This is a genomic window from Aeromonas sp. SER (genome assembly GCF_038739615.1).
In the GTDB taxonomy this organism is placed as follows: domain Bacteria; phylum Pseudomonadota; class Gammaproteobacteria; order Enterobacterales; family Aeromonadaceae; genus Aeromonas; species Aeromonas jandaei.
The window spans coordinates 264,710-284,258 of the sequence record NZ_JBCGFC010000001.1; the positions used below are offsets into that span (position 1 = coordinate 264,710).

Sequence of the window (19,549 nt, forward strand, 5' to 3'; positions counted from 1 at the left end):
CTGTTATCTATTTTACGGTTGTGGGCCGGTGTCTTGCTTCCTTGCAAGCTGGTGCCAATTAACCCATTGCTTTTCATGAGAAGAATTGACTTTTACCAGTCCCTTGTCAATTGCCATCAGGGCGCATTGCCACACATCCCCATTAAAAAATGCTGCTTGTTGGCAATCGATGGCGGCCAGCTCCAGCCAGACGTTTTGCTGGTGTTTTTCACTGAGCTGAATGGCTCCCGACAGGGCGAGATAACAGAGGTCAAACAGGCCATGGTGATCGAGTGCGGTCGCCGCCTTCGGCAGGAAGGGGTGGCTGACGATGCCAAGGCTGACCCGGCGATCGATAGGGTAGTCGCAGGGGAAGGCGGCGATGGCGATCAGCAGATCTCCGGCCAGCTGGTGCAGATTGGCCACATGCCGCTGCGGCACCACATAGAGCAGGTGCCCTTCGCGCAAATCGTAGATGCGGCCATCCTGCGGAGTCAGGGTCTCGATATAGGCGCCAAAGGCCTGTTCAATCTCGCTGCTGGCCTGATAGCCGTGCTGCTCCCGCACATTGAGCAGGAAGGGAACCCGGAACAGCAAATAGTGCAGCTTGTCGTCAAATTCGCTGGTGGGCTCTTCGCTCAGATACCAGCGCTCCGATTTGAGCTGACGTTTGGCCATCTCCCGCGGCCAGCGATTCATCAGGCGCTGCCAGTTGGCCAGTCCCGAGCGGGGCTCGATCAGCAGGGCTTCACCGGTGCGCTTGGCCTGCAGACGGGCGGTGCGCAGCTTGAGCCAGAGGGTAAAGAAGAGATAGATAAAAAGGGCGAGCAGCAGACTGGTGGTGATGCTCGACCAGAGATAGCGCTCCTGCTGATGCTCGCTCTGGCTTAGCTGCTGCTCCAGCTCCTTGATGTGTTGCACCCGTTCGACGTGGACATAGTTGTCGCGGATGGCGGCCTGCTCCTGGGCGATCTCCTGCTGGCGTACCTCCTCACCCAGTCGGTGGAAACGCTTGTAGCTGTCCAGCGCCTGGCGCAGGAATCCTTTCTGTTCGTAGGCCAGCGAGAGCAGGCGGAACACTTCGTACTGGCGGCGGGTATCGCCAATCTGGTCGGCCAGTGCCCGGGCATTCTCCAGCTGCAGGATGGCGATGGCGGCCTCCTGCTTTTTCAGATAGAGCTCGCCGAGCAGCAGCAGGGTATCGATAAGCGGCTCTTTGGCATCGTTCAGCTCATGGGACTGGCGCGCCGCATTGAGGTAGTTGCTGGCCAGCGAGAGGTTGCCGCTTTGCAGGTAGGTTTTGCCAATCTCGTACTTGAGCAGGGAGGACTGTGGCCGGTTGCTCCCTTCATCGATGAGGTCGAGGGCATTGAAGAAGTAGACCAGCGCCAGATTGAGGTCTCCCTGATCCCGGTTGAGGCGCGCCAGCACGATGAGCGAGTCGCACAGCAGGGAGGGATTGCCGATGGAGTGGAAGTAGTTGGCCGCTTCATTGGCATACTGGAGCGCTTTCTGGGGCTCCTGCTCCTGCTGGTAGAGCTTGACGATCTGGTTGGAGAGCAGGCCGAGGAAGAGCGGATCGTTGAGATTTCTCGCCTGCTGCTGGGCATCGATATATTCGCCAAGGGCCAGCTGGGGTTGCTGCAGGGCGCGATAGAGATCGCCACTGATGGCGCTGACCCAGGCGCTGGCCAGCGGATAGCCCGCTTTCGCTGCCCAGTTGCGGGCCTCGGCCAGATGCACCTTGGCATCCTCGAGCTGCTGATTGTCGATGTCATAGCTGGTGCGTAGCAGCCGGCTGTAGATCTGCAGCTGGCTCTGCTTGAGATTGGGGGCTGTCAGCTGCTCCTCAAGCTCGCTGAGCAAGGGGCGACTGCTGCTCTGGTGGTCAGGCTTGAGCAGCTGGCTGCGGATCTTGAGATAGAGGCCGTGTGCCTTGAGCTCTGGCAGATTCTCCTTGTCTGCCAGAACCATCGCCTTGTCGAGCGCCTGCTGGGTCGCCTGATACTGGCCCAGCTGCAACAGGCACTCCCCCTTGAGCAGATAGGCGCCGACGGACTGGGCGATGGTGCTGTAGTTCAGGATTGGCTCGCGATAGCCGAACTCCTGCCGGTTGCTGATGATCTGCTGGGGATTGTTGGCTGCGCGCGTCAGGAAGGCGGAGGTGATCTGGACGCATCTGGCGGGATCGGTCTGAACCAGCGACTGAGCCTGCTGGAGGTCGACAGAGAGCTGCTCCTTGTCCAGATCCAGATTCGGAGCGGACAGGGAAGACATCATCATGGCCAGAAAAAACAGTTGATTCATTGGATTAAGGACGGCACAGGGGTGAGGGCATGTTATCCAACGCCCCCCTGTGCGTCCAGAGTTTACTCATGCTTCCCCTGCAGATAAGAAGAGGGCGTCCAACCGACGCCCTCTCATTTCTATTGTCAGCCCGTTTTACTGACGGATCAGCCGCAGATTGGCGGGGACCGCCTCGAAATCGGAGCGGAACGGGTTGATGTCGAGGCCGCCGCGACGGGTATAGCGGGCATAGACGGTGAGCTGCTCCGGCTGGCAGTAGTGCTTGAGGTCGATGAAGATGCGCTCGATGCACTGCTCGTGGAACTCGTTGTGCTGGCGGAACGAGATGAGGTAGCGCAGCAGTTTCTCCCGATCGAGTTGCGGCCCCTTGTAGCGGATCACCACAGAGCCCCAGTCCGGCTGGCTGGTGACCAGACAGTTGGACTTGAGCAGGTGGCTGTGCAGGGTCTCCTCGACCAGCTCGCTGCTGGCTGCGCCCTGCAGCAGGTCGGCATCAAACTCGTAGTGGTCGACCTCGATATCCAGCTCGTCGATGCACTCGCCGGGCAGGGTAGCGATCTGGTGCGGGGCGCGATCGAGCGGGAACAGGGTCACCTTGACCGGCTCGCCGGCGCAGGCGCCGAGATCTTGCTCCAGCAAGGCCGCCAACGCATCGATGGAGTCGCAACGGGTCTGGTTGAAGGAGTTGAGGTAGAGCTTGAACGATTTGGACTCGATAAGATTCGGGCTGGTGGCCGGAATGGTCACTTCGCCCACGGCCACCATCGGCTTGCCCTTGCTGTTGAGCCAGGAGAGCTCATAGAGCGTCCAGACATCGCAACCGGTAAAGGGGAGGTCGTCACCGAGTTTCAGGTCATCCCGGTTCAGGCTGCGGGGAACCGGTTGCAGCAGGGAGGGGGTGTACTGGCTGATGTAGTCGGATTGCTGGCCCAGACTCAAGCCCTTGAGGGCGCTGGCGCCGGCGTATCTATCTTGTTTGCTCACAGGTTTGCTCACCTAATGTGTTCATCATGATTGGGAGGAAGCGGGCCATTGCATGGCCAGAGCGTGCTCGCAGCCTTGCCAGAGGGGATAACCCCGAGCTGCAACGGGGCGCTGGCAACCTTGTCTGTCACCCGGTTTGATGGTGCAATAGCGGACTTTGCCAGCAATTGTGGGGATTTTCGATGTCGGATCAAGTTTTGTCTGCCCTGAAGCACTTTTTTACCCGCTGGCAGCGTGACGGCGAGGCCAGACGAGGCTTGCCCCTGTGCCAGTGGGAGTCGGAGTGGCGCTCCCCCTGTCAGCTTGGCGAGCCGGTCGACGGCCAGATCAGCTGGCGCCCCCATCTGCGCAGCGAACCCGGCGATTTCACCGCCATGAACGAGGCGCTGGAGCTGCAGCTTCATCCTGCGGCGACCACCCTGTTTGGCCACTGGTTCAGCCGACCTGTCCCCTGCCTCTTCAAGGGGCTGCGCCTTGAGCTGATCCTGCCGTGGAACGAGGCGGATCTCGACCTGCTCAAGGAGAACCTCATCGGCCACCTGCTGATGCTGCGCAAGCTCAAGCGCCCCCCCTCCATCTTCCTTGCCACCACCCGCAACGAGATGACCCTCATCTCTCTGGATAACGAGAGCGGTCAGGTGTGGCTGGAGTGGCTCGACTCAGGCCGCCGGCTGCCGCTGGCCCCCTCTCTGCCGGCGTTTCTGGAGCGGCTGGAGACCCTGCCGCAATAGCGCCTGTTCGCGCGACTGTTGCTTGGCGGAACAGATCTCGAAACGAAATGCCGAAACGAATATCGAAACAAAAAGAGCCTTGCCGCGTGGCGAGGCTCTTTTTATGGCGTCACGGGCAGGGCACGCTTAATCCTTGAAATCCCAGGAGAGGTTGGAGACCAGCCGGCAGCTGTCGCACTTGAAGTCGAAGATCTCGTGCAGTGGCGCTGCCAGCGCCCACTCGCCGCCACAGCTTGGGCAGGGGCGCGCCTTCTCCTCGGACGCGCTCACGCCGCCCACCCGGTAGAGGTAGTAGTAGGTGGGGATGCCGGTCAGCACTTCCAGCCGTTTGGCGAGATCGCTGCCACGCCGGTAGAGACGACTGCCCACTTCCCCAATCTCGTGCAGCGCCGCATGTTCGGCGATGGAGCCGTTCATCTGCAGCTGATCGCACGCCTCCCAATCCTCCTGCCACTTGATGATCTGTTTGTGATCGCCGTTGGCGACGGCTGGCACCTGATAGAGCGGGATGGGGGCGAAGTGGTCGCCACAGCGCAGTGGCGAGCAGGTATGCAGGAAGCTGGTGTAGAGCATCATCCAGCTGGGGCGCTCGCCCTGCTGGCCGCAAGGATCTGTGCTGTCGGAGAGCAGATCCGCCCCCTGCAAATGGAGTTTTGGCGCCAGCAGCCCCGCCTGATTGAGCTGCTGCTCGGCCAGTTTTACCTGCTCGCTCTGGTTGTCCGGGTGGAGGCTGTCCTGCTCCGGACAGACCACCCGGCTGACGAAATAGCCCTCGTGCATGCTGGTGGGAAACTCGCGGCCGAGGATCTGGCCCTGATAGCGCAGCATATCCAGATAGTTGACGATGGCCCGCTCGGCTTCACCGAGGGAGGTGTCGCGATAGCACTCAAAGCAGAGTTCGACGATATACATGGCTCAGTTTTTCCCCTGCTGGATGAGCAGGTCGGTCAGCCGATCCACTTTGCGCTCGAGACGATTGAGCTGTTCGGCAAGCTGCAGCAGGGTGGGCTCGGCAACGGGGGCGGGGGCTGCCTGCTCCTGGCTGGCCGCTTCCGGGGCGCCGGCGGGCTGCTGTTTCCACTGGCTCAGCACTTTCAGCAGCTCGGCCATGGCAACCGGCTGGCTTAGGCGAGCCTTGATCATGGCGGTGGTCGGGGTGATCCCCTTGGCGGCCAGTTCGTTGGCGATACGGATGATCTCGTGGGCGGACATAAGCGTGCTCTGCTGAATGGGTAGATGGGGGGCCGAAGTGGCTGGTCGGGGCGGGATCTTAACCAAAGCCCGCAGGGGATAAAAGGGGAGGGGTCAGCGGGGCTGGCGCAGCATCAGGTCGAGCTGGTCGATCGCCTCGCACCAATCGGAGTCGTGCCACAGGGCATCGCGCAGAAAGCTGGCCTGAGCGGCGCTCCAGAACTGCGCTTCCGGCAGCAGGGTCTCGTTGTCGAGATGATGCTCGTGGACGAAGCGATAGAGGCTCAGCTCGTCGTTGGCCATGCCGAGCTGGGCGAACAGGGCGGGCAAATCGTGGTGCAGGGGGTCCATCTCGTCTCTCCCTTGGCTAATCCCTGAGATTATAGACAGGCGAATTTCTTCCCCCCGCGACGGACTGGGGTTTCATCCTGATGGCGGAGGGGGCATTGCGCCGCTTATGACGAGGGCTGAAGAGAGGAGAGATGGCCCGGCTTGGTCGCTATAAACAAAATTTATGGGTTTTAGGAAAATGACCCGACTTTAGCTTATACCAAGGAGGGCGCACAGCTGGCGGCATTCACCATGCCGTTTGTGCTCATCAAAGGCATTCGTCCGATCTCTGTCATATGGCTTGCCGGCCCCGACCCGGATGGGGAGGGGGATAAGCAGGCCGATTAATGAAGCAAGGGGATGTCAAACCGTGGGAATGCGATGGGGCGGCAGCTCGACGCCGATAACGTGCAGGCCCTGCATCTTGAGGGTGCCCTGATAGTGGCTCTCGCCATCGCTGGAGAACTCGAACTGGTAGTGGGTGAGCAGCCTGAGCGGCTTGCCGGCCACTTCACGACGGCTGCGAGCCAGCGACAGCAGTTGCAGGTCGTGGTGCTGGCAGTAGCGACGCATATATTGCCACGCCAGTTCGGCCTGACGGCGTTGCAGCCAGAACGCACCGGCTATTGCCATCAGCGCCAGAATTCCGAGCATCTCTCCCATAGGCAGCTTCCTTGTTGTCGGATCATTGTCAGAGTCGGCTGTCAGCCAGATAGCGGGAGCCTGTGGTCAGACTCCCTTGTTGCCCGGGCCGTGGCCAATGGGCCCGGCGGTGTCGCAGATCAGGCAGAAGCAAACAGGCGGCCAATCGCCTTGCCCAGCTCCTCGCTGCGTTCCGGGTCACGCAGTCTGGCCAGCATATCATTGCGCAGGGCCGGTAAAGTGACGAGCTCGGCAAAAACCTGATTGAAGAACTGGGTCGGTTGCAGGGCGAGCTGCTCCAGATAGTCGCCGAGCAGTCTGGCATCCTGCAGATCGGGCCAGAGCCGGCCTGCGATGGCGAGCAGTAGCGCCGGGCTCGGTTGGGTTTGCAGCAGGGTCAGCAGCTTGTTGGTGCGCAGCGCGCTGCCGGGGCAGGAGGCCATGGCGCGGCAGAGGTAAGCCAGGGTCTCCGGGTTGGGGGCGGCACACTCCTGCTCCTTGCCGATCCGCTCGAGCAGGGCGCCTTGCACGGCCGGTGGCAAGGGGGCGCTCTCCAGACTCTGGCAGAGGGCGTAGAGCGGCTCTTGCGGCAACTTGGGCAGCGCCTTGCAGACCAGCGCCAGATTGCGCTCATCATGCAGCCGCTCCGCCAGATCGGCAAACCCCTGCAGCCCCAGTGTCTGCCAGCCGGTGTCGTTGGGGGCTGCCAGATAGTGGCAGAGCGCTTCGTAATAGGCTGACGGGGCCTGCTCCAGCTGGCGCGCCAGCTTGGCGTGCAGGCTGGCCATCTTGGCCTCGGCCGGGCGGAAGGTGTAGGGGTTGTCAGCCAGTCGCTTGGCTTTCTCCTCGTCGAGCTCGCCGGTCAGCTTGTAGCCCAGCGTCTCCACCACCTGATCCATGAAGTGCTTGGGGCCGCTCGAGATGAGCAGACCGCGCTCGTCGAGGGCAAACTTGAGGAACCAGAGGTAGTGGCGCGACTCGCTCGGCTGGAAGAAGTGGACGCCGAGCCAGGCGTGCTGCTGCAGCGGCCAGGGGTAGGGCTCCTGCTGCTGTTCGATGCGCACAAAGGTGTCGCTGGCCAGCGGCCGCACCTGGCGGCCCATGTCAAACAGCTGGAACTGGGTGCCAGCCTGGGTCAGAAAGTCGGTCAGAGTATTGATGGCGGTCGGCGTCGCAGACATGGAGAGCTCCGGCTTGAATATGATGCGGGCCGATTATAAGGCCATGGCCACGGATAGCCAGCGTTGGCTCCGGCCCTGATGGCGAGTCTGTGGCGGGATCTCTGCATGGCAGCCGCTCGGGAGGAGGTGTATAGTATCGCCCTTTTTTACGGGCGGTTGGCTGCGAAGGCTGCCGCTCTGGCTGGCGTCTTGTTGTTGCCTTGCTCGGCAAGCGCACGGCCATCCCGGATCAACCTGTGGTGATGAGGAAGTGCACGATATGAATCAATATTTGCTGGTCGCCGGCTTGCTGGGGGAACTCACGGCCGAGCTGCAGCGCCTCGAGCGCTGGCAGGCGGAGCATCCGGGCGAGGAGGCACTGGCCAGTACCCTGCCTTTTTGTGTCGATACCCTGAGCTTTGACCAGTGGTTGCAGTTCGTGCTGATCCCGCGCATGGAGCAGCTGGTGGTGATGCAGGCGCCGTTGCCGAGCAGCGTCTCCCTCTACCCCATGGCCAGCGAAGTCTATAAAGAGGAGCTGGCCGAGGTGGAGGCCCTGCTGCGGCTGATCGCCCGCTTCGACCTGCTGCTCTCCGGCAAAGTGGTCGAGCAATGATGGACGAGCAGAGCAAAGAAGAGAAAGCGCTGCAGCTCACCCTGCTCTATCAGGATGAGTGGCTGGTGGCGGTCAACAAGCCCTCCGGCTTGTTGGTGCATCGCAGCTGGCTCGACAAGGCCGAGACCCGCTTTGCCATGCAGATGACCCGGGATCTGATCGGCGGTCGCCACGTCTATCCGGTTCATCGTCTCGACCGGCCCACCTCCGGGGTGCTGCTGTTTGCCCTCGATCCGGCGGTGGCTCGTACCCTGACCGAGGCGTTTGCCAACCGTCAGGTGCACAAGGAGTATCTGGCGCTGGTGCGCGGCTGGGCGCCCGAGCAGGGGGTGATCGACTACCCCCTCAAGGAGCAGCTGGACAAGATCGCCGACGCCATGAGCGACCCGGATCGGCCGGCGCAGGAGGCGGTCACCACCTTCCGCCGGCTGCACCGGGTCGAGCTGCCCCATGCGGTCTCCAAGAAACACCCCACCAGTCGCTACAGTCTGGTCAGATTGTTCCCGAAAACCGGCCGCAAGCATCAGCTGCGTCGCCATATGGATCATCTGTTCCACCCGATTGTGGGCGACACCACCCACGGCGATGGCCGCCATAACCGCTTCTTCCGCGAGCACTACGGCTGCGAGCGCCTGCTGCTGGTGGCCCGCACCCTGAGCTTTACCCACCCGATCCTCAAAGTGCCGATGCGGATCGAGGCGCCGCTTGGTCAGGATGTGCTGCGTCTGTTTGCCGAGTTGGGCTGGCCTGCCAGCGAGAGCGACTACTGATCCGCATCAGGTTGCATCTGGCGCCAGCTTGTCGATAAAGTGACTCATCATCCGACTGAAATGGCAGGGAGCAGGTGATGGCACAGATCGATATCGTGGTAGGGAGCGTCTATGGTGCGGCCATGCTGGTGGCCGAGACGCTGGCAGATGAGCTGGCACGGCAAGGGCACAAGACAGCGCTTTATGAAGAGGCACGGCTGGAGGATATCGACCCCGGCCGTTTTTTATTGCTGGTCAGCGCCACCACGGGGCAGGGGGACATTCCCCCCAATCTGCAGCCCTTTGCTACCGATCTGGCTGAGCGCGCCCCCTGGCTCAAGGGGTTGCGTTATGCTCTGGTCGCCATGGGGGACAGCAGTTACGACCATTTTTGCGGTGCCGGCCGTCGGCTGGATAGCCAGTTGCAGGAGCTGGGGGCGACAGCGGTTGTCCCGCGCCTTGAGCTGGATGCGACCCTGCACGATGAGCCGGAGCGGGTCGCTCTGGCCTGGCTAAAAAGCTGGCATATATAGCCGGAAAATTACGCTGTAATTTGCCTCATATAAGTCCCCTGTCCGGTTCGGCAGGGGATTATTATTTGTGCGCCATTCTCCCCATGTTCATCAAATATCCGCACTGACAATAACGATATATTTCTCACTGACACCGTTTTCTTGTTTGTGCTGTTCCAAAAGGCAGCAAGACATATCAGGCAAATAAAAGTTCAATCATGAAAGCGATTTCAGTCATGTTTTTGCCAATGAACCATCAAATATTCACTTTCATCTCGTCGCGAATTAATTAATGAGAGCGGTTTCAGATTGATCTTGATCGCTTCATTTTTGATGTGATTGGTTAGTTATTGCTTTGTCTTTGGATTTTTTGCGTCATTGGTGTGAGGCGATCGTTTGCCGAGCGATTTGTCGCCATTTTGTGAGTCGGTTCATATTTGTCGTGATATGTGCTCCCTATAATCGACCTCGGTTATCACCAGCAGGATTGCCCGGTGATAAATATTCAGGATCACACTCCTCACAGCGGGAAATAAGGAATATGACAATGAAAATGAAGTGGCTCCCGATTGCTGCAGCTGTTACTGCCGCCCTGGCTTCCCAAGCCGCCTTTGCCGTAGATTTCCACGGTTACTTCCGTTCCGGTGTTGGTGTTTCCAGTGATGGTGACATGCAGACTTGGAGCAAACAAAAGGTAGGCCGTTTGGGTAACGAAGACGATACCTATGGTGAAGTGCAGCTTGGCCAGGAAGTATTTAACAAGGATGGCAAGACTTTCTACGTTGATTCTATGGTCGCCATGACTTCAAATGGTTCCAACGATTGGGAAGGTACTGGCACAGTATGTAACTTCGATGAAAAACAATGCAGTAACGATTCCGAGTTCGCTCTGCGCCAGTTCAACGTTCAGGCCAAGGGGCTGCTGGGCTTTGCTCCGGAAGCCACTCTTTGGGCAGGTAAACGTTACTATCAACGTCACGACATTCACATCTCAGATTTCTACTACTGGAACATTTCCGGTGCTGGTGCCGGTATCGAAGGCATCCAGGCCGGCCCGGGCAAAGTATCCTTTGCTTGGATCCGCAATGATCGCGGCTGGGATGGTAAGGATGGCTGGACCAAATTCAGCAGTATGGATGTAAACACCCTTGATCTGCGTTATGCAGGTATTCCGTTGTGGCAAGATGCCTCTCTGGAAATGGGTGTTGATTACGCAATCGTTAATCCAACCGATGCCCAGAAGAGCTCTTCCAATAGCCAGTATAAAAATGCCAAAGATGGCGTAATGCTGACTGCTGAAATGACCCAAGGTGTTCTGGGTGGCTTCAACAAGACCGTGCTGCAGTACGGTACTGAAGGTTACGCCAAGACAATGGCCTTCTACGGTGATGGTTCCTGGTATGGTGCTGAAGCCAAAGATGGGGCTGATGGTTTCCGTATCATCAACCACGGTGTCATCCCGATGGGTAACTCCTGGGAGATGGGTCACCAGCTGGTCTACGGTGTAGGTAACGACATGTGGGTCGGCAACGACAAGTATGAAGCCATGTCCGCTGTTGTTCGCCCCATGTTCAAATGGGATGATTTCAACAAGACAATCTTTGAGGGCGGTTATTTCAAAGACAATAATAAGTCTACCAGTGGCACGACGGCTAAAGATTCTGGTTACAAGCTGACTCTGGCTCAAGCATGGTCTGCTGGTTCCAGCTTCTGGGCTCGACCGGAGATTCGTGTATTTGCTACCTACTTGAAACAAGACAAGACATCAGACAAATTCGATGCAACAAGCGTTAATGTTGGTCAGGATAAGTATGCGTTCGATGGTGGTCTGTCTAAAGATACTTGGAACTTTGGTGTTCAGGCAGAAGCTTGGTGGTAAACCGTAGTTTCAGTTAAGTTAGTGACTGCCCCCGTATGGGGGCAGTTTTGTTTCGCCGTGTGACGGCAACCGGGTTATGGAGATAAGAAGAATGAAACTGGTAAAGATATCTATCACAGCAGTGGTTACTGCGCTGCTGGCTGGTTGTGCCGGTAGCATGGTTGTACCCGTGCAAGAGCATGCATCCATCCTGAGTAATGCCGAACAGGCCAAACAGGCTCTTTCAATGGTGAGCAGCTGTTGCAATGGGTTCAAAGATTTCAATTATGTAGCTTTGCCCGAAGGCGATACTCTGCTGACCATCGATGGCAAGCAACCCACTTTTCAGTTTGATGAGGGGATGAGCTACTTCGCAGCTTATCGCCTGCCGGCCAACACTGGCAATTTGGCTATCAATATTGCGTCCCAAGTAGGTAAGACAGTGCTGATCCCGCAAGTCATCATGCTGGATGCCCAGTTCAAGGTGACTCGTGTGCTGGGCGATTCGGTATTCACTTATCAGCCAGCACACCTGCTGGATAATGATCGGGTGGAGGGCAAGCTTTTTGTTGATCGCAGTATGCCGGGTAACCCTGCGGCAGAAACCTACATGATTATTTATGCACCAGCCAGCAAATTGGCCGATAGTACAACCATACTGCACCCTTCTAAAGCGTTTGCCCGAGCGAATGGCTCGGTCGAGCCGGATATCAAGGATCCTGTGATCCCTCATTCCCCATGGGGTCTTGTACAGATCAAGGTTGTGGATATGGCCAAAGGCCAGGGACTGGAGGCAGTATTCAAGCCTGAATATGCAGACAAGGTTGCGATGGGTAAAGGCGCACCAGCGGTGACCTCTGCTGTTGCTGCTGGTAGTGTCACGGCAGCTGTGGTGGCAGCACCAGCCACACCTGCTCCTGCCATGCTGAGTGAAACCGAAGCCTTCTATCAATCCCAGATCGAGAAGGCGGTGAAAGCGGGCGATATCGACAAGGCGATGCAGCTGGTCAATGAAGCTGAGCGTGCCGGTTCGACCAAAGCGAAACAGGTATTTGTCGATGCGGTGAAGCGCTCGCAAAAATAAGCTCAAGCAAATTTGAGTGATCACTATATTTATTAAGGCCTCCCTTGTTGGAGGCCTTTTTAATCGGTAGACTGTAATAATAGAGAATAAGCTTGTTACATTGAGTTACACGTTGTTTCCGTTCGCATTGTTTGGAATGATAAAAATACAATGCGAAACTGTAATTTATATTTAGGTGTAATAGAGTGATTGTGCAGAATTGCATTCAAAAAATATGTGCAATTCTCCCTCCAGAACAAGTTGTGATCTTCCCTCCAAAATCAATATTCCACTTCCATCGAAAGCAGAAATTTACGACCCGCTGGGTTATATTCTGATGGTCAAAATAAGCAAACCCCATTCGATAATATTTCGATGAAGAGTCGTTAGTTCATCCTAATAAATCGTTCAGGGACGACAATCCATTCAGGAGCGCACACAATGTTGAAAAATGCTTTCGCTAATCTGCAAAAGGTTGGTAAGGCGCTGATGCTGCCAGTATCAGTCCTGCCAGTCGCAGGTATTCTGTTGGGGGTGGGTGCTGCCCACTTCAGCTGGCTGCCGGAAATTGTTTCCCAGTTGATGGAACAGGCCGGTGGTTCCGTATTTGGCCAGATGGCCCTGCTGTTCGCAGTGGGTGTCGCCCTTGGCTTTACCAATAACGACGGTGTATCCGGTCTGTCTGCCATCGTTGGCTACGGCATCATGGTCGCCACTCTGAAGGTAATGGCACCTGTCATGGGTGTTGAAAGCATCGAGACCGGTGTGCTGGGTGGTATCCTGGCCGGTGGTATCGCTGCCTGGGCCTTCAACCGCTTCTACAAGATCCAGCTGCCCGAGTATCTGGGTTTCTTCGCCGGCAAGCGTGCCGTACCCATCATCACCGGTTTCCTCTCTATCGGTCTGGGTGTCATCCTCTCCGTCATTTGGCCGCCTGTAGGTGGCGCTATCGGTGCCTTCTCTGACTGGGCTGCCAACCAGAACCCGGTACTGGCCTTCGGTATCTACGGTGTGGTTGAGCGTTCTCTGATCCCGTTCGGCCTGCACCACATCTGGAACGTACCGTTCTTCTATCAGGCTGGTACCTGTGTCAACGGTGCCGGTGAAACTGTTCACGGTATCATGACCTGCTTCCTGACCGCTGATGACGCGTCCCGCGCTGCCGGTAACGGCTTCGGTCAGCTGGCTGGTGGCTACCTGTTCAAAATGTTCGGCCTGCCTGCCGCTGCGTTTGCCATCGCTCACGCCGCCAAGCCGGAGAACCGTGCCAAGGTAGTAGGTATCATGGCCTCTGCAGCCCTGACCTCTTTCCTGACCGGTATTACCGAGCCGATCGAGTTCTCCTTCCTGTTCGTTGCTCCGGTACTGTACGCCATCCACGCTGTACTGGCTGGTCTGGCTTACGTGCTGACCAACACCCTGGGTATCGTACACGGTCACACCTTCTCCAACGGTTTCATCGACTTCGTTGTTCAGTCCCCGCGTGCCAGCCACATGATGCTGCTGGTTGGTCTGGGTCTGGTATACGCTGCCATCTACTACGTGGTATTCAGCTTCGTTATCCGTGCCATGAACCTGAAAACTCCGGGTCGTGAAGACGAGAGCGCCGAGTCCACTGTTGGTCAAGGCAAAGACGAAATGTCTGCCGCTCTGGTTGCTGCCTTCGGTGGCAAAGAGAACATCGCTTCTCTGGATGCCTGCATCACCCGTCTGCGTGTTGGCGTGAAAGATGTTGCCAAGGTTGACCAGGCTGGTCTGAAGAAACTGGGTGCTGCCGGTGTGGTAGTGGCTGGTTCCGGCGTACAAGCCATCTTCGGTACCAAGTCCGACAACCTGAAAACCGACATGGATATCTGGATGAAGAGCAACTAATTCAGTTGCCTGACATCAGGTTCCGGAAGAGGGAGGCGCAAGCCTCCCTCTTCTTTTTGTGCCGTTTGGTGACTGGGAACGGAGTCTGCCATGAAACACTTGACCGGTATTGCTGGTACGCGGCAATAAAAAGAGCGCCACATCGGGCGCTCTTTAAGCAAGAGGGGGAGGGTTAGAGTTTCTCCAGATCCCGCTCAATCTCGCTGATCTTGTTCTGTACCACCTTCTCCAGATGGCGCAAGTCGCGCAGGATCTTCTGCTTGATATCCGGGTCGGCATGAACATGCACACCCAGGGTCAGGCTGTCGAGCTCGTCCACCACGTATTTGAGGTTGGCGTTGATCTCGGTGACATCCTTGTACTCATGGGTGCCCGAGTCGACCAGCATGGTCTTGCGCTGGCGCGGGTATTTGAATTTGACACTCTTGGCGAAGAACTCGCCCTTCTGCTTCTTGAAGTAGATCTTGAGGATGTCGTGGTTGGCCTCCTGGCGCAGGGTGTAGCTGTCGACGGAGGCGGGATCCTGGATCCCCAGGCTCTTGAGATTCTCGTACATCAGGCTTCCTCGGTTTGAAACGATCCTGTCCCATCTATCTTAACCGAGCTTGTGCTGCTTGCCTGTGACAGCGGCGCCAAAATCAAAAGGGCGCCATCAGGCGCCCTTTAAATCACGGTAAAACGGCTTACTCGTCGATGGAGCGCAGCAGGGCGTTGATGCCGACCTTGGCGCGGGTCTTGGCATCGACCTTTTTGACGATCACGGCTGCGTAGAGGCTGTACTTGCCGCACTTGGAGGGCAGGGAGCCGGAAACGACCACTGAGCCAGCCGGTACGCGGCCGTAGTGGATTTCGCCGGTTTCGCGGTCATAGATGCGGGTGGACTGACCGATGAAGACGCCCATTGAGATAACGGAACCTTCCTCGACGATCACCCCTTCAACCACTTCGGAGCGGGCACCGATAAAGCAGTTGTCTTCTATGATGGTCGGGTTGGCCTGGAGTGGCTCCAGTACGCCGCCGATGCCGACGCCGCCGGAGAGGTGTACGTTCTTGCCGATCTGGGCGCAGGAACCGACGGTGGCCCAGGTATCGACCATGGTGCCTTCGTCAACGTAGGCGCCGATGTTGACGTAGGAGGGCATCAGCACAGTGTTGGGGGCGATAAAGGAGCCTTTGCGGGCGGTCGCCGGCGGCACCACACGTACACCGGCAGCCTTGAACTGCTCTTCGGTGTAGTTGGAGAACTTGAGGGGAACCTTGTCGTAGTACTGGGCGTCGTCGCCCTTGATGATGCCGTTGTCGTTGATACGGAACGAGAGCAGTACCGCCTTCTTCAGCCACTGATGAACAACCCACTCACCGGCGATCTTCTCGGCAACCCGGGCCTTGCCGGAGTCCAGCAGCTCGATGACTTGCAGGATGGCGGATTTGGTAGCGCTGTCCACAGTGCTCGGGGTAATGGTGTCGCGGCGCTCGAAGGCCGCTTCAATGATCTGTTGCAACTCGGTCATGACAGGTTTCCTTTAAAAAATTCTGTTTGTTGTATCACACTTTTCCGACTGTTTTTAAGTGGCTGACCGGAATTCTTCCGGCCAGCGACCATTTCTTTCATATTTCCCGGCCAACCATTTGTTTGGTATGGGAAAATGGAGGTGAAAACAGCCTCTTTCGAATCAGATTGCACTCATTCCATAGCAAATTGCTGCGGGTTGAGCTGATGCACCAGCCGCTCTTCCAGCTGCAGTTGCTGCTCCGGTGTCAATGGCTCGCCATCGAGGCTGGTCAGACTGAAAAAGTCCTCGACCCGTTCGCCGAAGGTGGCGATCTTGGCGGCGTGCAGCGACAGGCCGCACTGCTGGAACACGGCGCCGATCCGAGCCAGCAGGCCGGGAGTATCGAGGGCGGTCAGCTCCATCAGGGTGTGGCGGCTCTCCCCCTTGTGCGGCAGAAAAACGACCCGGGTCGGCACGCTGAACTGGCGGTGGCGCCGCGACAGTGGCTTGTTGCGCAGCACCAGCTTGCCCGGCTCCTGCAGCGCCTTCTCCAGCGCCTTCTTGATGGTGGCGGTGCGGTTGGGGCTGATGGGTTCGCCGTTCGGTTCCAGCACCACAAAGGTATCGAGCACGAAGTTGCTGCGCGAGTTCATGATCTGGGCGTCGTGAATGTTGAGGTTCTTCTGATCCAGCGCCGAGGCGACGGTGGCAAACAGGTTCGGCGTGTCGCGGCAGTAGATGAACACCTCGCTGCCACCGCGGGTCGGGTGTTTGCCGATCAGCACCAGTGGGGCCTGGTTGTTGCCATGCTCGATGATGTGGCGGCAGTGCCAGGCGATCTGTTCCGGGCTGTGACGCAGGAAGTAATCGGCCTTGAAGTCGCTCCAGAGCTGGTTGATCGCCTCCTCCGGCACGTCGCGCTGCGCCAGCAGCTGTTTGGCCTGACGCTGGTTCTCGCGAATGCGCAGCCGCATGTCGGGCGGGTTCTCCAGCCCCTGGCGCAGCGCCTTCTGGGTAGCAAAGTAGAGCTCGCGCAGCAGGGTGCCCTTCCAGTCGTTCCACAGGGTGTCGTTGGTGGCGCAGATATCGGCCACGGTGAGGCAGTAGAGCAGGTCGAGATGCTGCTCGTCGCGCACCTTCTGGGCAAAGTCGGTGACCACGTCGGGGTCATAGATATCGCGGCGCTGGGCGGTGACCGACATCAGCAGATGGTGGCGCACCAGCCAGGCGACCAGCCGGCTCTCGTAGCGATCGAGGCCGTGCAGCTGGCAGAACTCCAGCGCATCGACGGCGCCAAGTTCCGAGTGATCGCCACGCCGCCCCTTGGCGATATCGTGGAACAGGGCAGCGATGCTGAGCAGCTCCGGTTTGCGCAACCGGGTGAACACCTCGTGGCAGAGCGGGTGACTCTGGCGGTTGGCCGGGTTGGGAAAGCCGTGAATGTTCTTGAGCAGCCGATGGGTGTGCTCATCCACCGTGTAGGCGTGGAACATGTCGAACTGCATCTGGCCGACGATGAGGTTCCACTGCGGCAGGTAAGCCGCCAGAATGCCGTACTTGTGCATCAGGCTCATCGGCAGGCCGATACCGTTGGGGTGGCGCAGCAGCGCCATGAACAGGCGACGGCACTCCGGCAGATCCTGCAGCCAGCAGTTGAGCTTGCGCCGCGCTTCGCGCAGCTGGCGCAGGGTGGCGGAGTGGATACCGGCAATCTCGGGATGCTGGGCCATCTGGTAGAAGAGGCGCAGGATAGCGGCAGGCTCGCGGGCGAACAGCTCGGCATCTACTGCATCGATGAGGCGGCCACGGAGCTGGAACTCGTCGGAGAGGCGGCGCACATCCATGGCGCTGTTGCCAAGAATCGCCTCGTCAAACAGTTGCAGCAGCATCTCGTTGAGCTCGGCAACCCGCCGCACTGTCTGGTAGAAGCGCTTCATCATCTGCTCGATCGGCGCGTTGCCTTCCCCCTCGAAGCCCAGCATCTGGGCCACGGTGCGCTGGCGGTCGAACAGCAGGCGGTTATCCCCTTTGTTGATGGCCATGTGCAGGGCAAAGCGTACCTTCCAGAGGAAATTCTGGCAGTCGAGCAGCTCGCGGTACTCGGCGCGGTTGAGGAAGCCGTGACTGGTCATCTCGAACAGGGTGGTGGCACCGAAGTGGCGACGGGCGACCCAGGCGAGGGTCTGGATGTCGCGCAGGCCGCCAGGATTGCACTTGAGATCCGGCTCCAGTTTGTAGGCGGTACCGAGAAACTGCTGGTGCCGCTCCGCCTGCTCCTGGCGCTTGGCGCGAAAGAAGGCTTCGCTCGGCCAGAAGTGTTGGGGGCCGGTCGCCTCCTTCAGTTGCCGGAAACCCTCCTTGCGGCCCGTGATGTAGCGCGCCTCAATGAGGTTGGTGGCGACTGTGATGTCGGCCTTGCCCTGCTCGATGCACTCCGCCACGTTGCGTACCGCCTGACCCACCTCCAGCTTGAGATCCCACAGCAGGGTGATGAACTCGCCGATGCGCAGCCCCAGCACTTCGTCCAGCTCGTCGCCGTCATAGAGGATCAGCAGGTCGATGTCGGAGTGAGGGTGCAGCTCGCCTCGGCCATAACCGCCTACCGCGATGAGGGTGAGGTCGCTCTTGTCGAAGCCAAACTTCTGCCAGAGGCGGCAGAGCAGTTGATCCATATATTCGGAGCGGGTGGCAACCAGCTCGATGATATTGTCACCGGCATCGAAGCGGGCGTGCAGCCAGCCGAGAAAGCGGCTCAGGTACTCTTTGCAGTTGTCGCGGGTGAGCTGGTCGTCGGGTAACAGGTGGGGGGAAAGCAGGCTGGCGTCCATGGCATCTCACACACAAGTGGCAGGCATATGGCTGAAACGGGCAGTAAAAACCCCGGCGCTTTTCGCTAAAGGGCCGGGGTTCGATGTTAGCTGTGTTTGATGAAGCGGTCGATAGTGTCGTCGGGGCGCAGGGTCAGCACTTCGCAGCCATCTTCGGTCACCAGCAGGGTGTGTTCCCACTGGGCAGAGTCGCCGCCATCCTTGGTGGTGACGGTCCAGCCATCCTTCGGATTGACCTTGCAGTGGTACTTCTTGCTGTTGACCATCGGCTCGATGGTGAAGCACATGCCCGCTTTCAGCTCCAGCTTGCCGCCGTTGCGGTAGTGGAGGATCTGCGGCTCTTCGTGGAACTCGGCACCGATGCCGTGGCCACAGTAGTCACGCACCACGGAGAAGCCGGCCTTCTCGACGATGGGCTGGATCACGGCGCCGATCTCGGTGATGCAGGCGCCCGGGCGCACCTTCTTGATGGCGGCGTAGAGGCTCTCTTGCGCAACCTTGCAGAGCTGACGACGCAGCGGGGTGGTCTCGCCCACGATGAACATGGCGGAGGTGTCGCCGTGGTAGCCATCCTTGATGACGGTGATGTCGAGGTTGATGATGTCGCCATCACGCAGCTTCTTGTGGTTCGGGATGCCGTGGCAGATCACATCGTTCACTGAGGTGCAGATGGACTTGGGGAAGCCGTGGTAGTTGAGCGGAGCCGGGATAGCCTGCTGCACGTCAACGATGTAGTTGTGGCAAAGGGTGTTCAGTTCGTCAGTGGTGACGCCGGCTTTGACATGGGGCGCAATCATGACCAGCACATCGGCGGCCAATTGGCCGGCAACGCGCATCTTTTCAATCTCTTCCGGTGTCTTGATTTTAATGGACATGGGATCTCTCTTGCGGCCTGCCACCGGGCCTGCGAGGGCAGGCTGGACAGGTAATGAAAAATAGATGCGTTTGCAATCAGGCCAAAATTTTATCCGCAACCCCTTCGTACTTCCAGTGTGATTGTCATCACAACGTCAAATGACAGTCGCAACCTCCGTTGACGGGATCCATATTTAGCGCTCGTTTAGCCTCGCTTCGGTGGTGTCGTGGCCAAAGTTATGATATAAAGCGCGCCGGAATGGGGAACTTGCGTCCCGATTTCATCACCCTTACTTAAACAACACACACACATCGACACATATGCCGGGGTGCCTTAACGGGTCGGTTATATGGGATGTGTGGAGGCCTAACCCCAATA

Annotated in this window: 18 protein-coding genes; 7 read left to right on the forward strand and 11 right to left on the reverse strand. The window is 58.4% G+C overall.

Annotated features, from left to right (window positions below; genetic code table 11):
* Nucleotides 1-12: 12 nt before the first annotated feature.
* Together AAHA41_RS01350 and queF are read right to left on the reverse strand one after the other, a co-directional pair.
* Nucleotides 13-2,286: a hypothetical protein gene (locus AAHA41_RS01350; RefSeq protein ID WP_323068597.1), complete on the reverse strand. Its 2,274-nt coding sequence runs from the start codon at nucleotides 2,284-2,286 to the stop codon at nucleotides 13-15.
* 135 nt (nucleotides 2,287-2,421) lie between these two features.
* Complete coding sequence (gene queF, locus AAHA41_RS01355; RefSeq protein ID WP_323068599.1) at nucleotides 2,422-3,270, reverse strand: NADPH-dependent 7-cyano-7-deazaguanine reductase QueF; 849 nt, start codon at nucleotides 3,268-3,270, stop codon at nucleotides 2,422-2,424.
* Nucleotides 3,271-3,452: 182 nt separating this feature from the next.
* Between queF and syd the strand changes: the two genes are divergently transcribed.
* On the forward strand, nucleotides 3,453-4,001 hold the full coding sequence (gene syd / locus AAHA41_RS01360) for a SecY-interacting protein (RefSeq protein ID WP_323068601.1): 549 nt from the start codon (nucleotides 3,453-3,455) through the stop codon (nucleotides 3,999-4,001).
* A 126-nt stretch (nucleotides 4,002-4,127) separates the two neighbouring features.
* On the opposite strand, the gene AAHA41_RS01365 is transcribed toward syd, so the two are convergent.
* The 5 genes from AAHA41_RS01365 to AAHA41_RS01385 form a co-directional block, all read right to left on the reverse strand.
* Nucleotides 4,128-4,913: a Zn-ribbon-containing protein gene (locus tag AAHA41_RS01365; protein WP_323068603.1), complete on the reverse strand. Its 786-nt coding sequence runs from the start codon at nucleotides 4,911-4,913 to the stop codon at nucleotides 4,128-4,130.
* A 3-nt stretch (nucleotides 4,914-4,916) separates the two neighbouring features.
* Entirely contained in the window at nucleotides 4,917-5,213 is a 297-nt protein-coding gene (locus AAHA41_RS01370) for a DNA-binding protein (protein ID WP_041208065.1), read from the reverse strand.
* A gap of 93 nt (nucleotides 5,214-5,306) precedes the next feature.
* Nucleotides 5,307-5,543, reverse strand: coding sequence for a DUF2789 family protein (locus tag AAHA41_RS01375; RefSeq protein WP_043849317.1), 237 nt, complete (start codon nucleotides 5,541-5,543; stop codon nucleotides 5,307-5,309).
* Nucleotides 5,544-5,885: 342 nt separating this feature from the next.
* Nucleotides 5,886-6,185 (reverse strand): DUF3301 domain-containing protein, encoded by a 300-nt coding sequence (locus tag AAHA41_RS01380; protein WP_041208068.1) that lies wholly within the window; start codon nucleotides 6,183-6,185, stop codon nucleotides 5,886-5,888.
* Between the two features lie 119 nt (nucleotides 6,186-6,304).
* Entirely contained in the window at nucleotides 6,305-7,345 is a 1,041-nt protein-coding gene (locus AAHA41_RS01385; protein ID WP_041208069.1) for a DUF3549 family protein, read from the reverse strand.
* A gap of 259 nt (nucleotides 7,346-7,604) precedes the next feature.
* Here AAHA41_RS01385 and AAHA41_RS01390 point away from each other — a divergent pair, with 259 nt between their 5' ends.
* The 6 genes from AAHA41_RS01390 (at nucleotide 7,605) to ptsG (ending at nucleotide 13,994) form a co-directional block, all read left to right on the forward strand.
* Nucleotides 7,605-7,940 (forward strand): YqcC family protein, encoded by a 336-nt coding sequence (locus AAHA41_RS01390; protein WP_033113715.1) that lies wholly within the window; start codon nucleotides 7,605-7,607, stop codon nucleotides 7,938-7,940.
* On the forward strand, nucleotides 7,937-8,710 hold the full coding sequence (truC, locus tag AAHA41_RS01395) for a tRNA pseudouridine(65) synthase TruC (protein ID WP_323070334.1): 774 nt from the start codon (nucleotides 7,937-7,939) through the stop codon (nucleotides 8,708-8,710). Before AAHA41_RS01390 ends, truC begins: the two co-directional genes overlap by 4 nt.
* Nucleotides 8,711-8,787: 77 nt before the next feature.
* Nucleotides 8,788-9,222: a flavodoxin gene (locus AAHA41_RS01400; protein ID WP_042030251.1), complete on the forward strand. Its 435-nt coding sequence runs from the start codon at nucleotides 8,788-8,790 to the stop codon at nucleotides 9,220-9,222.
* Between the two features lie 526 nt (nucleotides 9,223-9,748).
* On the forward strand, nucleotides 9,749-11,080 hold the full coding sequence (locus AAHA41_RS01405) for a maltoporin (RefSeq protein ID WP_156852357.1): 1,332 nt from the start codon (nucleotides 9,749-9,751) through the stop codon (nucleotides 11,078-11,080).
* A gap of 91 nt (nucleotides 11,081-11,171) precedes the next feature.
* Nucleotides 11,172-12,143, forward strand: coding sequence for a MalM family protein (locus AAHA41_RS01410; protein ID WP_198037932.1), 972 nt, complete (start codon nucleotides 11,172-11,174; stop codon nucleotides 12,141-12,143).
* Between the two features lie 420 nt (nucleotides 12,144-12,563).
* Nucleotides 12,564-13,994, forward strand: coding sequence for a PTS glucose transporter subunit IIBC (gene ptsG, locus AAHA41_RS01415; protein WP_201960008.1), 1,431 nt, complete (start codon nucleotides 12,564-12,566; stop codon nucleotides 13,992-13,994).
* Between the two features lie 172 nt (nucleotides 13,995-14,166).
* On the opposite strand, the gene AAHA41_RS01420 is transcribed toward ptsG, so the two are convergent.
* From AAHA41_RS01420 to map, 4 genes are all read right to left on the reverse strand, one after another.
* Nucleotides 14,167-14,550 carry a DUF3461 family protein gene (locus AAHA41_RS01420; protein ID WP_323070335.1) on the reverse strand — a complete coding sequence of 128 codons (384 nt, stop codon included), beginning with the start codon at nucleotides 14,548-14,550 and terminating at the stop codon, nucleotides 14,167-14,169.
* A gap of 127 nt (nucleotides 14,551-14,677) precedes the next feature.
* The gene (gene dapD, locus AAHA41_RS01425; RefSeq protein ID WP_033116099.1) at nucleotides 14,678-15,505 is read right to left on the reverse strand and encodes a 2,3,4,5-tetrahydropyridine-2,6-dicarboxylate N-succinyltransferase; all 828 of its coding nucleotides are present in this window, start codon (nucleotides 15,503-15,505) and stop codon (nucleotides 14,678-14,680) included.
* A gap of 173 nt (nucleotides 15,506-15,678) precedes the next feature.
* A complete protein-coding gene (glnD, locus tag AAHA41_RS01430) occupies nucleotides 15,679-18,315 on the reverse strand; it encodes a bifunctional uridylyltransferase/uridylyl-removing protein GlnD (RefSeq protein ID WP_323070336.1) in 2,637 nt (878 codons plus the stop codon).
* A gap of 86 nt (nucleotides 18,316-18,401) precedes the next feature.
* Nucleotides 18,402-19,190 (reverse strand): type I methionyl aminopeptidase, encoded by a 789-nt coding sequence (gene map / locus AAHA41_RS01435; RefSeq protein WP_108570430.1) that lies wholly within the window; start codon nucleotides 19,188-19,190, stop codon nucleotides 18,402-18,404.
* Between the last annotated feature and the right edge of the window lie 359 nt (nucleotides 19,191-19,549).